Here is a 14762-nt window from a genome sequence, read left to right as displayed (position 1 = left end):
TTTCACGAGACACGCCCTGATGCCTTCCATGTTCCGCACCTGCCGTCTTCCGCAGGCCCTGTTGTTCAGCGCGCTGGCGCTTGCCGCAGCGCAAGCCTTCGCCGCACCGCCCGATGCGGGCCAGATCCTGCAGGAGCCGCGCGGCCCGGTGCCGTTGCCGCCTGCGCCGACGCCCACGTTGTCGGTGGCCGACCCTGTCGTCAGCCGGGTGCCTGAAGGCGGCCCGCGCGTGGCGCTGCTCGCCATCCGTTTCAGCGGCAACACCGCTTTCACCACCGACGCTCTGCAGCGTCTTGTAGCCGATGCCGTGGGCAAGGAGCTGAGCTTTGCGGAACTCACCGGGCTGGCCGAACGCATCACCCGCCACTACCGTGAAGCCGGCTACCTCGTCGCCCGCGCCTACCTGCCGGCACAGGAGGTCAAGGGCGGCACGCTCGACATCGCCGTGCTCGAAGGCACGCTGGGCCAAGTTGAACTGCGCAACGCAGCGGGGCTCGATGCTTCGGCACTGGCGCCGCTGCAGCGCCTGCCGCTGCAGTCGGCCGTGCAGGAGCAGACGCTGCAGCGCAGCCTGCTGGCGCTGGCCGACCTGCCCGGCGTGGCGATCCAGTCCACCCTGCGGCCGGGCACCGCAGTCGGCGCCTCGGACCTGCTGGTCGAGGTGCAGAAGACCCGCGCGTTCCAGGGCAGCGTCGACCTCGACAGCTACGGCAGCGTCTACACCGGCCAGTACCGCGTGGGCACCAGCCTGTACTGGAACAACCCGCTCGATCGCGGCGACCAGCTCAGCCTGCGGCTGCAGGCCAGCGACGCGCGGTTGCACTACGAGCGCATCGGCTACCAGTTGCCGCTGGGCGAGTGGGGCACGCGGGTGGGCGTGGCGTACTCGAACATGCACTACCGCCTCGGCAAGAACTTCGAAGCGCTCGATGCGGACGGCAACGCCCGAATCACCAGCATCTACCTGCGCCAGCCCTTGCTGCGCAGCCAGACGGCGAACTGGTACGCGCAACTGCAGTTCGACGACAAGACCCTGCGCGACACCGTGGGCCGCACCGCGACCACGACGAAGAGCGACCTGCGCAACATCGTGCTCGGCCTCAATGGCGACTGGCAGGACGACGTGGGCGGTGGTGCGCGCAATGCGCTGGCGCTGAACCTCACGACAGGACGGCTCAAGCTCGACGCGGACAGCCTGCTGCAGGACGCGGCCAGTGCAAAAAGCGCGGGCAGCTTCAGCAAGTTCAACTACCAGTTGCAGCGCCTGCAGGCGCTGACGCCGGGGCTCGCGCTGGCGCTGAGCCTGGGTGGCCAGCAGGCGAATCGGAACCTCGCGTCGGCGGAGAAGTTCAGCCTTGGCGGCAGCCAGGGCGTGCGGGCCTACGCACAGGGCGAGGCGAACGGGGACGAAGGCTGGCTGGCCACGGCGGAACTGCGCTGGCAGGCCGCACCCGGCTGGCAGGTGCTGGCCTTCCATGACTCGGGTTCGGTGAAGACCAACCGCCGCCCCTGGACCCGCGACAGCAACCGCCGTCACCTCGAAGGCGCGGGGATGGGCGTGCTGTGGAGCACGGAGCGGCTGAGCTTTTCGTTCACTGTCGCGTGGCCGATGGGGCGCGATGCGGCCCAGCCCGGTATGAGTCGCGGGCCTCGCCTGTGGGGGCAACTCGCCGCCATGTTCTGAATCTGCCGCTGGTCGAGCCGCCGGCAGCGAGGCTGGGCACGGCCGCCGTGGTCGCGATGCGCGGTGAAGCCCTTGGTGATGAGGTCGAGCACTTCTTTCTCGCGGGCCGACAGCGGTGTCGATTCGCTGCCCGCAGGCGCCGCCTGCTGCGCAACTTCCGCAGGCGCAGCGCGATGACATATTCGTCATGTTCACGACGGATGACTGTCAGTTGCCTTTCCTAGAGTCGCGTCGCTCCCATCGACGCCGTTCCGCATACCGTGACTGGGGTGCAAATGGCGGATCGGGGCCGTCGATACCGTCCCGGCATCGCAGCGCCTCCCGGACTTCAATGAACCTGCTCTCATCGCAACTGCCTCGGTCGTCGGGTGGCCCGCAGCCGTCGGTCTCGCTCAGCATCGTGGTGCCTGTCTTCAACGAACAGGCGGTGCTCGCCGAGTTCCATCGGCGATTGCGTCGTGTGCTCGAAGGCATCGGCTTGCCGTATGAAGTGGTGTATGTCGATGACGGCAGCGACGACGATACGCCGCGTTTGCTGCAAGAGCTGCACGCGAGCCATCCAGCGATCGCGTATGCGCGCCTGACGCGCAATTTCGGCAAGGAAGCCGCGATGAGCGCCGGCCTGGAGCTGGCCAGGGGCAGGGCGGTGGTCGTCATCGATGCCGACCTGCAGGACCCGCCCGAGCTGATCCCCCTCATGGTGGAGGCATGGCAGGACGGCTTCGATGTCGTCAACATGCGCCGCCGCAGCCAGGACGGAGTGTCCTGGCTGCGGCGCGGCATGGCCAGGGCCTTCTATCGTTTCATCGAACGCATCAGCGAGGTGTCGATTCCTCGCGATGTGGGTGACTTTCGCTTGCTGAGCCGCCGCGCGGTGGACGCGTTGAACCGGCTCCCGGAGCGCGGGCGCTTCATGAAGGGCTTGTTCGCCTGGATCGGATTTCCGCAGACGACCCTCGACTTCGACCGCGATGCGCGTGCGGCCGGCTCCACCAAATGGCCCTTCTTCAAATTGGTCGGTCTGGCCGTCGAAGGCGTCACTTCGTTCTCGGCCATGCCGCTGAGGCTCGCCACCTGGCTCGGACTGGCCACGGCCGGTGGCGCCTTCGCCTACGCCCTCTACTTCTTCGTCAAGGCCCTGATCGTGGGCGACTCGGTGCACGGGTTTCCTACCCTCATCGTGAGCCTGCTATTTCTCGGGGGGCTGCAACTGCTCTGCATCGGTGTGCTGGGCGAATACGTCGCGCGAATCTTCACCGAGGCGAAGCATCGCCCGATCTTTCTCATCGATGTCTTCCTGCCGGCGAAAGCGCCGAAGATGGACAGCCACATCGCCAGCAGCCCGTGCTGACCTCGGTGGCCCGTGCCTGGCGCGTCGCGCGCTTGTCGCTCGGCGGTGGTGTCGTCGGTCTGCTGATCGCGCTGGCCCTGCTGCGCCTTGCATCGCTGGGTGCCTATCCGTTGATGGACATGACCGAGGGCCGCTACGGCGAGATCGCGCGCCGGATGGCCGAATCCGGCGACTGGATCACGCCGTGGATCGCGGACGGCAGGCCGTTCTGGGGCAAGCCGCCGCTGTCGTTCTGGCTGTCCGCCGGCAGCATGCGGATGTTCGGCGTCGGCGAGTTCGCGGTCCGGCTGCCGCATTTCCTGATGGCCGTGACGATTGTGCTGCTGGCCTTCGACTGGGCCCGCCGCACCGGAATGCGTCGTGCCATCTACGTGCTGCCTGTTCTTGGAAGCACTGTTCTTTTCTGGGTATCCGCCGGGGCCGTGATGACCGACATGGTGCTGTGCCTGGGCGTGCTGCTGTCGACGCGCGGCTTCTGGTTGGCATTGCACGGATCGTCCGCAGACACGCGACGCGAAAGCTGGTTGTTTTTTATCGGTCTCTGGATCTGCGCCCTGGCCAAGGGGCCGGTGGGGTGGGTGCTGGTGCTTCTGCCGCTTGGGGCCTGGTCCTTGTGGACGGGCAATGTCCGGCTCGCATGGCGCGCGCTGCCATGGCTGCGAGGCGGACTTCTGCTGCTCGCCGCCGTTGCGCCGTGGTACGCGCTGGCCGAGTGGAAGACGCCGGGATTCCTGTCGTATTTCTTCGTCGGCGAGCATTGGAGCCGCTTCGTGGTGGCCGGTTGGCAGGGCGATCGCTACGGTTCGGCGCATGCCTTTCCGCGTGGAACCATCTGGCTCTTTGGCTTGATCGCCAGCTTGCCGTGGAGCATCGTGTTGCCGTGGGTCGCATGGCGGGCGAGAAGAAAGGGGTGGCCCGTTGCGCAACAGCATGGACGCGAGTCGGCGAAGCCTTCCTTTGGCCTCTATCTCTTGATGTGCGGCCTGGCGTCGTGCGTTGTCTTCACCGCGGCCGGCAATACCCTCTGGACTTATGTGCTCCCCGGGCTGCCGCCCATGGCACTGTGGGTTGCGCGGTACCTCGGTCGCCTCGATGCGCGGCTCGCGCGGCGCGCATTGTTGGCCGGTACGCTGGCCAGCACCACGCTGCTCGGCGCAGGACTGATCGCACTGACTCTGGGTGGCCGCGCCGACAGCGAGTCGGCGAAAGCGGTGGTGCAACTCCACGCCGTGCAACGTCGTCCCGACGTTCCGCTGGCATTCATGCAGGCGCACATGCTCTCGGCCTCGTTCTATTCGAACGGGCATGCCCTGCAGATTGCAGATGTCCGGCAACTGGCCGCCGTGCTTGGCGAGCCATCGCCTACCCCTTTGTTCATTGCGGTGCCGCTTTCCGTTCTGCCGCGCCTGCCGCCGCTCGACATGCATGGCCTGCGGGCCGTGGGCGATGCAGGCGCGTATCGCCTGTTCCTGCGAGAGGGCGTATCCGGCGGCTGAGGCCGCCGGACGAAAAAATACCCGCCGAAGCGGGTATCGCGAAGAGCGGTCGCAGGTATCGCGATGGCGCGATACCTGCGACCGGCACCCGGCTTCAGAACGTGAAGCTGCCCGTCAGCGAGGCCGAGCGGCCCGCGCCCACGGTCGCGTAGTGCGATGCGTACGCCTTGTCGAAGTAGTACTTGTTGGTCAGGTTCTGGATATTCAGTTGCAGGCTGAAGTTCTTGTTGACCACGTAGCTCACCATGGCGTCGTACTTCACATACGACGGGATCCACTTGGTGTTGTTGACGTTGCCGTACTGCTTGCCCATGTACGTCGCGCCGGCGCCGATCGTCAGGCCCGGCATGACGGTGTAGGTGGTCCACAGCGTCGCGCTGTTCTTCGGCGTGTTCGGGAAGAAGTTGCCGTTGAAAGGCGACGGTGCGCCCGTGGCCGTGAAGCCGTTGTCCGTGACCTTGGCGTTCAGGTGCGTGAAGCCGCCGAAGATCTGCCAGTCGCGCGTGATGCTGCCGGCCGCGCCGAACTCGATGCCTTCCACGCGCTTCTTGCCGACGTTCTGCGTCGTGCCGTCGGGTGCGGTGGTGCGGGCATTGTTCATGTCCGTGCGGAAGATCGCCGAGGTCAGGACCAGGCGGCGGTCCAGCACTTCCCACTTGGTGCCGATCTCGAAGCTGCGGCTGTCCTGCGGCTTCAGGTTGCGGATGGCGGCGGAGATGCCGTCCGCGCCGTCACCACCGTCGGTGCCGGGCGGCGTCGACGAGGTGCCGTAGGACACGTAGATGCTGCCGTTGGGCGCCGGCTTGTAGACCACGCCGACCTGGTAGTTCAGGAACGAGGCCTTGTTGGCGAGTTCGATGCCCGGCACGAGGCCGCGAGCCGGCACCGACAAGCTGGTCGAGCCGCTGGGTGCAAGGCTCGGCACGGCGGCCGTGGCCGCGATCGGCGTGATGTACGCCGGCGTGACGGCATTCGTCTTGTAGTCGTCCCAGCGCAGGCCCAGGTTCAGCGACCACTGCGGGTTGAACTCGATCGTGTCGAACGCGTAGACCGAGGTGGTCTTGGTCTTGACTTCGGTCACGGCCGGCGAGCGCGTGATGCCGCCCATCCACGGGTCGTAAGGCGTCGGGCTGTAGGCCGAGGTGCAGTTGAAGTCGCTGCGAATGCCCGAGCCGACCGCGCAGTTCAGCGCGCCGGCGGGAGCGCCCGGGACGGTGGCACGCGGGAAGGTCTCGACACCCGTCCTGATGTTCTGCGCGAACAGGTAGCCGGCCTTGGTCGTGGCTTCCTTGCCCAGTTCGAGGCCGGCCACATAGGTGTGCTTGATGCCGGCGGCTTCGAACTTGCCCGACAGGCTGGTCTGGTTGACCAGCGACTCGGAGTCCGACACGCGGCTGTTGGCTCGCCGCCAGACATTGCCGTTCACCAGGAAGTTGCCGCGGCTGTCATCGGGCTGCGACCAGATGTAGTCGTTGCTCGACTTGCTGGAGCGGGTGACGTTGCGCAGCACGAGGCCGCCGCCGAAGTCGTGCTTGACGTCGACCGTGCCGGCATCGACCTTGGTGCGCTGGTAGTCGCGGTTGACCAGGCCGTAGAAGGTGCCGCGCGGCACCACGATGGGCTGGCCGTCGCCGTTGAGCAGCTGGTTGGTGCCGGTAGAGAACGGGTTGTTGTACGGAATGCCCGAATCGGGCAGGTCGTTCGACTCGAAGTGGTAGTAGCTCAGCGTCACCTGGGTCGGCGTGCCCATGCCGAAGGTGACGCTCGGCGCCACGCCCCAGCGCTTGACGTTGACCGGGCCGCGGCCGGCGATGTCCGACTTGAAGTTCATCACGTTCAGGCGGGCTGCAACGGTGTCGGAAAGCTTGCGGTTGATGTCCAGCGTTTCGCGCTGGTACGAATCGGTGCCCAGGCCGACGGTGCCGCTGAAGAAGTTCTCCGCCTGCGGTGTCTTGCTGATGATGTTGACCGAGCCGCCGGCCGAGCCGCGGCCGCCGAACGCGGAGCTGGGGCCCTTGACGACCTCGACCGACTCCACGTTGAAGATTTCGCGCGTCTGCGCGGCGCCGTCGCGCACGCCGTCCACGTAGGTGTCGCTTTGCGAGTCGAAGCCGCGGATGAAGGGGCGGTCACCGACAGGGTTGCCGCCTTCGCCGGCGCCGAAGGTGATGCCGGGCGTGGTGCGCAGCGCATCGACCAGCGTGGTCGCGCCGGTCTGGCGAATGACTTCCTGGGGAATCACCGTGACCGACTTGGGCGTGTCCAGCAGCGGGGCGGTGAATTTCGGGGAGGCGGACTTTTCGACCTTGAAGTCGGTCGTGGCTTCGACGCGGACTTCATTCAGCGTCGTTTGCGCTTGTGCCGACATGGAGGCGCCGAGCGCGACCAGGGTGGCAGTGGTGGCCGCGCGGCCAGAAATGTAACGCGCAGGCGAATGCTTGCGGCTCTTGATGTACGCCATGAATGCTCCAGAAGACAGGATGAGGTCGTGAACCTCTTGAATGGCTGTCCGGCGTGGGGCACGAAGTGGCTAGAGGCGAGGCCCGTGGGGCCAAACGACGGGGAATGATAATGACTTGCATCGCCGTTTTTTAGAACTTTACAATGCAGACGCAATTAATTGGGAACCAAACGGCCCAACTAAGAAAAAGTGCACAACGGATTGTTTCGGCCAGAGGCGCCGCAAAGCCACTTTTGCATTGACAGCAACAAGGCCCCGCGTGCATCGTCGGCGCTCGAATCACCCGCCGAGTGAGGATCTGGATGACAAACAATGTTCGCCGTTTGAGGAGCAGCGCAAGCGCTCTGCACCTTCAGCGCGACGGCATCGCGTTGCTCGCCGTGCTGGCTTCCCTCTGTTCCTGGCTTTTCTTCTGGTTCGGCGACTGAGCCTGCGCCAGAAGGCCCAACACGACAGAGCCGTCGCCGATGCGCTTCAGTGCGGCGAGGGCTGCGACAACACCCATTGCGCAAGAGCTTGCGCATCGGCCTGCGAGACCTGCGTTTGCTGCGGCATGATCACGCGGCCCCACGTGCCCACGCTGCCGTCGCGGATCTTGCCGGCGAGCCGTGCCGGCGCTTCGGCGTCCTTGCGGTAGCGCTCGGCGATCTGCGCGAAGCCCGGTCCCACCTGCTTGTGAGCCAGGCCGTGGCAGGACATGCAGCCGTTCTTTCGGAGCAGGTCCTCGGGCGTGCCCTGGGCCATGGCCGGAAGCGAGAGGGCGATCAGCACCGCGGCGGCGATGCGTCCTGCAGCGCGGGTCGGCATCGCTCAGGCTCCGGTCTTCTCGTCGCGGCCGATTTTCCAGACGAACCAGGCGATGCCCAGGAACACGGCACCGATCACGCCCGCCATGGCCGCGCCGCCCCACATCTCGAACATGTCGTTGAGCAGGGCGTTCTGCGGATTCGACGGCTGGAAGAAGACATCGACCGTCTCCCCGACCTCGTAGCCCGGCGAGCCGCTGCTGCTCGATGTCGTGAAATCGATGAGCGCGCCCGACGGCGCCCGGAACTGCACGATCGGCCGCCAGGTGCCGTCGGTGTTGTTCTTGTTGGTGCTGCGCACATGCTGCAGGGCGGTCACCTCGCCCTGCACGCGTTCGGCCGACGCGATGAAGGCCACCCGGTTGTAGATCAGGAAGCCGCACACCACGAGCAGCGCGATGCCGATGAATCCAAAAATGAGCTTGGCGAGGGTCTCGACTTTCATGCGGCAGGCTTCAGCGCTTTCTTGCTTGCTTGCGGCCACGGGCTGCGGCCGGCCGGGCATCCTCGCATGCCTTCGCAAAAGCGCCTGAAATAGCCACTGTCCGGCGAGCGGCGAGCCGTCGTGCATTCGCGACAAGGCGATTCAAGAGTAACTATATGTATGGTTAAATCCCGGCAACTATCGCGAAGAAGACGAGGGAATTCCATGAAGCTGATGCTGAGCGTTGCGTTTGCCGCCATGGCGCTGGTCGGTTGCGCAAGCACGCAGCCGCCGACCGAGCCCGGCACCGGCTCCGGCACTTCCTACGTGCCCATGGTCGCGATGCAAGGCGTCGACAAGGTGCGCTACGACAGCGATGTGGCCGACTGCCGGGTCGCCGCGACCCGCATAGAGGCACGTGGCGACACCAACGACGGCGGATGGGCCGCATTGGGTCTGGGCCTGGTCACCTGGTACAGCCGGGGCCTTGCCACCGGGGCTGCGGTGGCCGGCATCGGCGCTTCGATTGCCGACTGGGTCGGCCGTCCTCCGGACAGCGTGATCGCCGAGCACCAGCGGATCGCGATCGTGCACTGCATGGCCAAGCGGGGCTACCGGAATCTGGACACGAACGTGCGGGACACGTTCTACGCCCACAACAATTTCGACCCGTCCATCGTCACGGCAACGCCCCGCCGGACGGGCGTCGACACGTACAACGTCGAAACCCTCGCCAAGGCCGGTCGTTGCAAGCTCCAGCCGCGTGCCGAACTCACGGCCAAGGGGCCTGGCTACGAAACCTACAACGTGCCTTGCGACAACGGCGCAACCATGGCGGTGCGCTGCGAATTCGGCAAGTGCCGCGTGCTGGCGCAGGCGCTCATCCGCCGCTCCTGAGTTTCTTCTGCTGCCCGGGTCGCCGTCGCCGCTTTCCGGTGGCAGCCAGGCGAGCGACCGGTGGGTCGTTCGCTTCAAGGGCAGGGACAGCGCCGCGAAGCGCGCTTCGATCCTGTCCCTTTCGCGCCCGGTGACGCGAACACCCAATGACAGCGGAAGCTGACGGCACAGCGCCAGCGCTTGCGCCACGCTGATCTGCTGCAGCGCCGCCGTTGCGCGAGCCGCCTCGCCCACATGTTCCGCGGGACACGCCACCAGTTGCAGGTCGTACTCGGCGAACAGCTCGCGTGAGATGCCTGGCAACGGCGCGTTCGATGCGCATTCCCCGCTGTAGAAACCGCCCAGATCGAGAAACGCATCCTGCTCGTGATAGTGCGTGAGCGCCACCGCGTAGTCTTCGACGACCGACAGCGGTTGCTGCTGCTTCTGCACCGTCAGCACGTCGGCGAAGGTGGCGGCTTCCAGGTAGTGCCGCAGCCCGTGCGTCACGGCGAATGCGGGCATGTCCTCGCCCGATTCATCGGTGATGGTTTCTTCTTCTTCCTCGTCCTCATCCGCATCGCAGGACAGATAGAAGCGCGCATCGCGCAGCGGACCATCGTCGCTGGCATAGACCCAGGTGTAGCGGTCATACAGATCGCTGTCGTCATGGCAGGCGGCCAGCGCGTCGATGGCCTCGCGCAAATTCAAGAGTTGTGGCATTTCAGGAGCCTCCTTGCGAAGGCCCCTGAGGGTGAGGGCCGACGCTCAGCGGTAGTCGTAGTGCCCGCGCACCATGCGGCCGTGCTCGCGGTGCGCCGGCACCCACACCTTGTGCGGCCGGTGATGCGGACGGTCGTAGCCGGGGCCCGGGCCGTGGCGCGGCGGCATCGGCTGGGCCAGTGCCGCGGTGGAAACAAGCGCGCAGGCTGCAAGTGCGAAGAGTATTTTTTTCATGTTGGAGTCCTTCTGGTTGATGCACCCGGATCGGTACGCGACCCAGCTTAGCGGCGCACCCACGGCCATTTCGTAGGCGGGAGAGCCCTTTACAGAAGGGACATGACGGCAGGCAGCCGGCCTGGCCGTGCCCGGTCACTTGACGATCATTCCCTTGAGCGCCGGGTCCGGCGGTGGCGCCTTGAGCTTCATCTGCCGCAGCGTCTTCACCAGCAACTGCGCAATCATCACGTTGCGATGCCGCTTGCTGTTGGCGGGCACCACGTGCCACGGCGCATGGTCGGTCGACGTGGCGCCCAGTGCATTCTGGTAGGCCTGCTGGTAGGCGCTCCACTTGGTGCGCACTTCCAGGTCGTCCATGCTGAACTTCCATTGCTTGCCCGGCGTGTCGATGCGCGCTTGCAGGCGCTCGCGCTGCTCGTCCTTGTCGATGTGCAGCATGCACTTGACGATCACCGTGCCCGTTTCGGTCAGCAGCCGCTCGAAGTCGTTGATCTGCGCATAGCGGCGCTTGGCCTCGGCCTTGTCGATCCAGCCTTCGACCACGGGCACCAGCACGTCTTCGTAGTGGCTGCGGTTCCACACCATGATCTCGCCGGTGCGCGGCACGGCGGCGTGGCAGCGCCAGAGGTAGTCGTGTGCGCGCTCCAGGTCGTTGGGCGCCTTGAAGGCCGTCACGCGCACGCCCAGTGGCGAAGTGCGCGAGAACACCCAGCGCACGGTGCCGTCCTTGCCGCTGGTGTCCATGCCCTGCAGCACCAGCAGCACCTTGCGCTTGCCTTCGGCATGCAGCAGGTCCTGCAGTTCGTCGAGTTCGATGGCCAGCGCGTCGACTTCCGCGCGCTGCGACGCTTCATCGCCGGCGCAGAACGGCGTGTCGCCGGGGTCGATGTGCGAGAGCTTGAACTTGCTGCCGACGCGGTACTTCTTGAAGCTGGCCATGTCCCGGATCTCCGTGAAAAGGAAAGCCGACAGCGTACGCGAATCAGCGATCGGCTTCGTCAGGGTCGAGCGATGCGCTCCAGCGGTTGTCCCATTCGGCATGGCGCACCGCGCCGTCCAGGTCGCGCCGGTCGCGCTTGGTCGGGCGCCCCTGTTCGATGGCCAGCGCCGGTTCGCTGCCCATGCGGCGCTGCTCGCGGATGGCGGCCTGCGCCGCGATGCTCTCGGCGGTTTCTTCGTAGAGCAGTTGGGCGATGGGTGCCGGCCCGCGCTGGGCGCTGATGCCGCGCACCGTCACGGTCCGCGTCTGCACGCCCTGGCGCATCGTCACCGTGTCGCCGGCCTTGACTTCGCGCGAGGCCTTGGCGATGTCGCCGTTCACCTGCACCCGGTTCTTGCCGATCTCCTCCGCGGCCAGCGAACGCGTCTTGAAGAAGCGGGCGGCCCAGAGCCATTTGTCGATGCGCAGACGTTCCAGAGGTTCCATAGATCAGGAATTGTGCCGCCAGAGCGGCAGGTGCACCACGGCATCGAGCCCGATGACCTGCGCGGTGTTGTTGTCCTGCGCCGTGCGGTTGTCCAGGCTGATGCGTCCGTTCAGCGCCAGGACGATCTCGCGGCAGATCGCCAGCCCCAGGCCCGAACCGCTCGACGTGCTGCCGGCCGAGAAGGGCGCGAACAGCCGCTGCCGCAACTCGGGCGAGATGCCGGGGCCGCCGTCGCGCACGGTGAGCACCGCGTCGTCGCCCTCGGGGCGCACCGAGATCGACAGCGCCGCGCCCGTGGGGCTCAGCTTGATCGCGTTGTGCAGCAGGTTGCGCGTGAGCTCCTGCAGCATCCACTGGTGCGCGCGCACCGTCACCGGCTCGTCGATGGCCAGCTCGAAATCGAGCGCCTTGTCGGCCACCAGCGGCGACAGGTCGAGCGCGATGTTGCGCACCACCTCGCCCAGGTCGAGCGCCACCGACTCCGGCTGCTGGCGCAACTGCTCGACCTTGGCGAGCGACAGCATCTGGTTGGCGAGCATGGCGGCGCGCTCGACCGTCTGGCTGATCTCGCTGAATGCCTGCTCGGGCGCGACATCGCCGCGCCGCGCCGACTGCACCTGTGCCTTGAGCACCGCCAGCGGCGTGCGCAACTGGTGGGCGCTGTCGCGCACAAAGCGCTTCTGGTGGTCGAGCAGCCGCTGCAGCCGCCCCATGACCTCGGTGGTGGCATCGATCAGCGGGCGCAGCTCGCGTGGCGCATCGGGCGCGTCGATGGGCGAGAGGTCGTCGGCCGCGCGCTTGCCGATGGCCTCGCCCAGCTTGCGCACCGGCCGGGTGGCGCGCTGCACCACGAACACCGTCACCAGCGCGATCACGCCCATCAGCAGCAGTTGCCGCCACAGCGTGTCGACCAGCAGCTTGCGCGCCAGCGTCTCGCGGATCTCCAGCGTCTCGGCCACCTGCACCACCGCCATGCCGCGACCGCGCGCGCTGGCCACTGGCTGCAGCAGCACCGCGACGCGCACCGGCTGGTTGCGGAATTGCGCGTCGTAGAAGTCGACCAGCGCCGCGTAGGCGCTGCGGTCGGGGATGCGGCCGCGCCAGAAGGGCAGCTCGGCAAAGCCCGAGATCATTTCGCCGTCGAGCGCGGAGACCCGGTAGAAGAGGCGGCTTCGGTTGTCGGCCTCGAAGGCTTCGAGCGCGGAGTAGGGCACGATCGCGCGCAGGTGAGCCTGCTCGTCGTAGCCCTCCACGTCGAGCTGTTCACCGATGGTCTTGGCCGAGGCGAGCAGCGTGCGGTCATAAGCGGTGGTGGCGGCCGCCAGGCTCTGGCGGTACAGGCTCACGCTGTTGATCACGATGAACACGGCAATCGGCGCGAGGATGCCCAGCAGCAGCCGCGCGCGAAGCGACAGGATGCGGGTCATGACTCCGGGCGAACCAGGTAGCCGAGCCCGCGCATCGTCATCAGCACGGCGCCGGTGCCCGCGAGCTTCTTGCGCAGGCGATACACCACCACCTCGATGGCCTCGTACTGCACCTCGGTCTCGCCGGGAAACACCAGCTCGAACAGGCGCTCCTTGGTGACCGCATGGCCCGGTTTCATCATCAGCGCCTTCAGCAGCGCCAGCTCGCGCGGCGTGAGTTCGAGCAGCTCGGCGCGGTTGTAGATGGCGCCGTTGTCCGGCTCGTAGCGCAGCCCGCCGATCTCCTGCGGGTTGAGCCCGGCGTCCGGCCCGATCGCGCTGTGGCTGCGCCGGCGCAGCGCGCGGATGCGGGCTTCCAGCTCGTCCAGGTCGAAGGGCTTGGGCAGGTAGTCGTCGGCGCCGGCATTCAGGCCGACGATGCGGTCGCCCACCGTGCCGCGCGCGGTCAGCAGCAGCACCGGCGTGCGCAGCCCTTCCGAGCGGGCCTGGGCCAGCACCTGAAGGCCGTCCAGGTTGGGCAGGCTCAGGTCGAGCGCCACCACGTCGGGCTCGATGGCGCGCCATTGCGCGACCGCCTCGGCGCCGTCACCGCAGATGCGCACATCGATCCGGCGGCGCCCGAGGGTGCGCTGCAGGGTGATTTGCATCGAGGGGTCGTCTTCGACCAGCAGCAGCTTCATACGGTGGCGGTGGGGGTGTGTACTTTGGTGTTTTCCCCAGTCTGGCGGACAGCCAACTGACAGCGGGGCGGCGCATGATAGCGCTCAGGTTCAAGTCAGGTTCCTTTCAAGTTCCTTCCAGTTTCCAGGAGACAACAATGCGTCGAGACACCTTTTTGAAGTCATTGGCCGCGCTGGCCGCCGCCGGAGCCCTGCCACTGTCGGCCCGGGCCGCCGCCAACGTCAAGATGATGATTCCCGCCAACCCGGGCGGCGGCTGGGACACCACCGGCCGAGCCCTCGGCAAGGCGCTGAGCGATGCCAAGGTGGCCGACACCGTCACCTTCGACAACAAGGGCGGTGCCGCCGGCGCACTGGGCCTGGCCCAGTTCGTGAACGGCTCCAAGGGCGACGCCAACGCACTCATGGTGATGGGTTCGGTCATGCTGGGCGGCATCATCACCGGCAAGCCGCCGGTCAAGCTCGAACAGGCCACGCCCATCGCGCGCCTGACCACCGAATACAACGTGTTCGTGCTGCCGTCCAACTCGCCCTTCAAGACCATGAAGGACGTGGTCGACCAGCTCAAGAAGGACCCGGGCAGCGTCAAGTGGGGCGGCGGTTCGCGCGGCTCCACCGAGCACATCGCCGCGGCCATGATCGCGCAGCGCGTGGGCGCCGATCCGTCCAAGATCAACTACGTGGCCTTCCGTGGCGGCGGTGAAGCCACCGCTGCCGTGCTGGGCGGCAACGTCACCATCGGCGGCAGCGGCTACAGCGAATTCGCCGAGTACATCGCCGCCGGCAAGATGAAAGCCATTGCTGTCACCTCCGCCCAGCGCCTGCCGGGCATCAACGTGCCGACCCTGAAGGAACAGGGCATCGATGTCGAGATCGGCAACTGGCGCGGCGTCTACGGCGCCCCCGGCATCTCGCCCGAGCAGCGCAAGGCGCTGACCGACATGGTGCTGGCCGCCATGAAGAGCCCTTCGTGGGCCGAGTCGCTCAAGAAGAACGACTGGACCTCGGCCGTGCTGTCGGGCGATGCCTTCGCCAAGTTCGTGGACGACGACTTCGCCAGCCTGCGCGCCATCATGACCAAGTCCGGCATGGTCTAAGCGCCCCCGGCGCCTGCCTGCCCGCCCAACGGCGCGCTGTCCTCGCAAGAGACGACAGCGTGCCGTTTTCAAA

14 protein-coding genes and 1 pseudogene are annotated in these 14762 nt (G+C 66.7%); 5 read left to right on the top strand and 10 right to left on the bottom strand.

The genetic code is table 11. The annotated features are described in order from the left end of the window. Window positions 1–19: 19 nt before the first annotated feature. Entirely contained in the window at window positions 20–1684 is a 1665-nt protein-coding gene (locus ACSFB7_RS13375; RefSeq protein WP_435470772.1) for a ShlB/FhaC/HecB family hemolysin secretion/activation protein, read from the top strand. Between the two features lie 62 nt (window positions 1685–1746). On the opposite strand, the pseudogene ACSFB7_RS13370 reads toward ACSFB7_RS13375, so the two are convergent. Beyond that, window positions 1747–1824 (bottom strand): annotated as a pseudogene (locus ACSFB7_RS13370) (DNA-binding response regulator); the annotation flags it as partial. Window positions 1825–2015: 191 nt separating this feature from the next. Here ACSFB7_RS13370 and ACSFB7_RS13365 point away from each other — a divergent pair. Both ACSFB7_RS13365 and ACSFB7_RS13360 read left to right on the top strand, forming a co-directional pair. Then, window positions 2016–3035, top strand: coding sequence for a glycosyltransferase family 2 protein (locus tag ACSFB7_RS13365; protein ID WP_435470770.1), 1020 nt, complete (start codon window positions 2016–2018; stop codon window positions 3033–3035). Further along, window positions 3029–4531, top strand: coding sequence for an ArnT family glycosyltransferase (locus ACSFB7_RS13360; RefSeq protein WP_435470768.1), 1503 nt, complete (start codon window positions 3029–3031; stop codon window positions 4529–4531). Before ACSFB7_RS13365 ends, ACSFB7_RS13360 begins: the two co-directional genes overlap by 7 nt. A 94-nt stretch (window positions 4532–4625) precedes the next feature. Here ACSFB7_RS13360 and ACSFB7_RS13355 read toward each other — a convergent pair whose 3' ends face one another. Further along, window positions 4626–6992, bottom strand: coding sequence for a TonB-dependent receptor (locus ACSFB7_RS13355; protein ID WP_435470766.1), 2367 nt, complete (start codon window positions 6990–6992; stop codon window positions 4626–4628). Window positions 6993–7294: 302 nt separating this feature from the next. Here ACSFB7_RS13355 and ACSFB7_RS13350 point away from each other — a divergent pair, with 302 nt between their 5' ends. After that, window positions 7295–7420 carry a hypothetical protein gene (locus ACSFB7_RS13350; RefSeq protein WP_435470764.1) on the top strand — a complete coding sequence of 42 codons (126 nt, stop codon included), beginning with the start codon at window positions 7295–7297 and terminating at the stop codon, window positions 7418–7420. 46 nt (window positions 7421–7466) lie between these two features. On the opposite strand, the gene ACSFB7_RS13345 is transcribed toward ACSFB7_RS13350, so the two are convergent. The 8 genes from ACSFB7_RS13345 to ACSFB7_RS13310 form a co-directional block, all read right to left on the bottom strand. Beyond that, a complete protein-coding gene (locus ACSFB7_RS13345) occupies window positions 7467–7799 on the bottom strand; it encodes a c-type cytochrome (RefSeq protein ID WP_435470762.1) in 333 nt (110 codons plus the stop codon). Window positions 7800–7802: 3 nt separating this feature from the next. Continuing rightward, entirely contained in the window at window positions 7803–8243 is a 441-nt protein-coding gene (locus tag ACSFB7_RS13340; protein WP_435470760.1) for a DUF3592 domain-containing protein, read from the bottom strand. Between the two features lie 177 nt (window positions 8244–8420). Next, window positions 8421–9821, bottom strand: a complete 1401-nt coding sequence (locus ACSFB7_RS13335; RefSeq protein ID WP_435470758.1) for a DUF7716 domain-containing protein — start codon at window positions 9819–9821, stop codon at window positions 8421–8423. A 45-nt stretch (window positions 9822–9866) separates the two neighbouring features. Next, entirely contained in the window at window positions 9867–10055 is a 189-nt protein-coding gene (locus ACSFB7_RS13330; protein WP_187110753.1) for a hypothetical protein, read from the bottom strand. A 135-nt stretch (window positions 10056–10190) separates the two neighbouring features. Beyond that, a complete protein-coding gene (locus ACSFB7_RS13325) occupies window positions 10191–10997 on the bottom strand; it encodes a PPK2 family polyphosphate kinase (RefSeq protein ID WP_435470756.1) in 807 nt (268 codons plus the stop codon). 43 nt (window positions 10998–11040) lie between these two features. Further along, window positions 11041–11484 carry an RNA-binding S4 domain-containing protein gene (locus ACSFB7_RS13320; protein WP_435470754.1) on the bottom strand — a complete coding sequence of 148 codons (444 nt, stop codon included), beginning with the start codon at window positions 11482–11484 and terminating at the stop codon, window positions 11041–11043. A 3-nt stretch (window positions 11485–11487) separates the two neighbouring features. Then, on the bottom strand, window positions 11488–12912 hold the full coding sequence (locus ACSFB7_RS13315) for a sensor histidine kinase (protein ID WP_435470753.1): 1425 nt from the start codon (window positions 12910–12912) through the stop codon (window positions 11488–11490). Next, a complete protein-coding gene (locus ACSFB7_RS13310; RefSeq protein WP_435470751.1) occupies window positions 12909–13592 on the bottom strand; it encodes a response regulator in 684 nt (227 codons plus the stop codon). The genes ACSFB7_RS13315 and ACSFB7_RS13310 overlap by 4 nt, the downstream gene beginning before the upstream one ends. Before the next feature lie 137 nt (window positions 13593–13729). Here ACSFB7_RS13310 and ACSFB7_RS13305 point away from each other — a divergent pair, with 137 nt between their 5' ends. Next, window positions 13730–14689, top strand: coding sequence for a tripartite tricarboxylate transporter substrate binding protein (locus ACSFB7_RS13305; RefSeq protein WP_435470749.1), 960 nt, complete (start codon window positions 13730–13732; stop codon window positions 14687–14689). Window positions 14690–14762 lie beyond the last annotated feature (73 nt).

Source organism: Variovorax raffinosi (assembly GCF_051216615.1).
Lineage (GTDB): Bacteria > Pseudomonadota > Gammaproteobacteria > Burkholderiales > Burkholderiaceae_C > Variovorax.
Note: the sequence above shows the minus strand (reverse complement) of the source record. Positions and strands in the feature narration are given on the sequence as shown.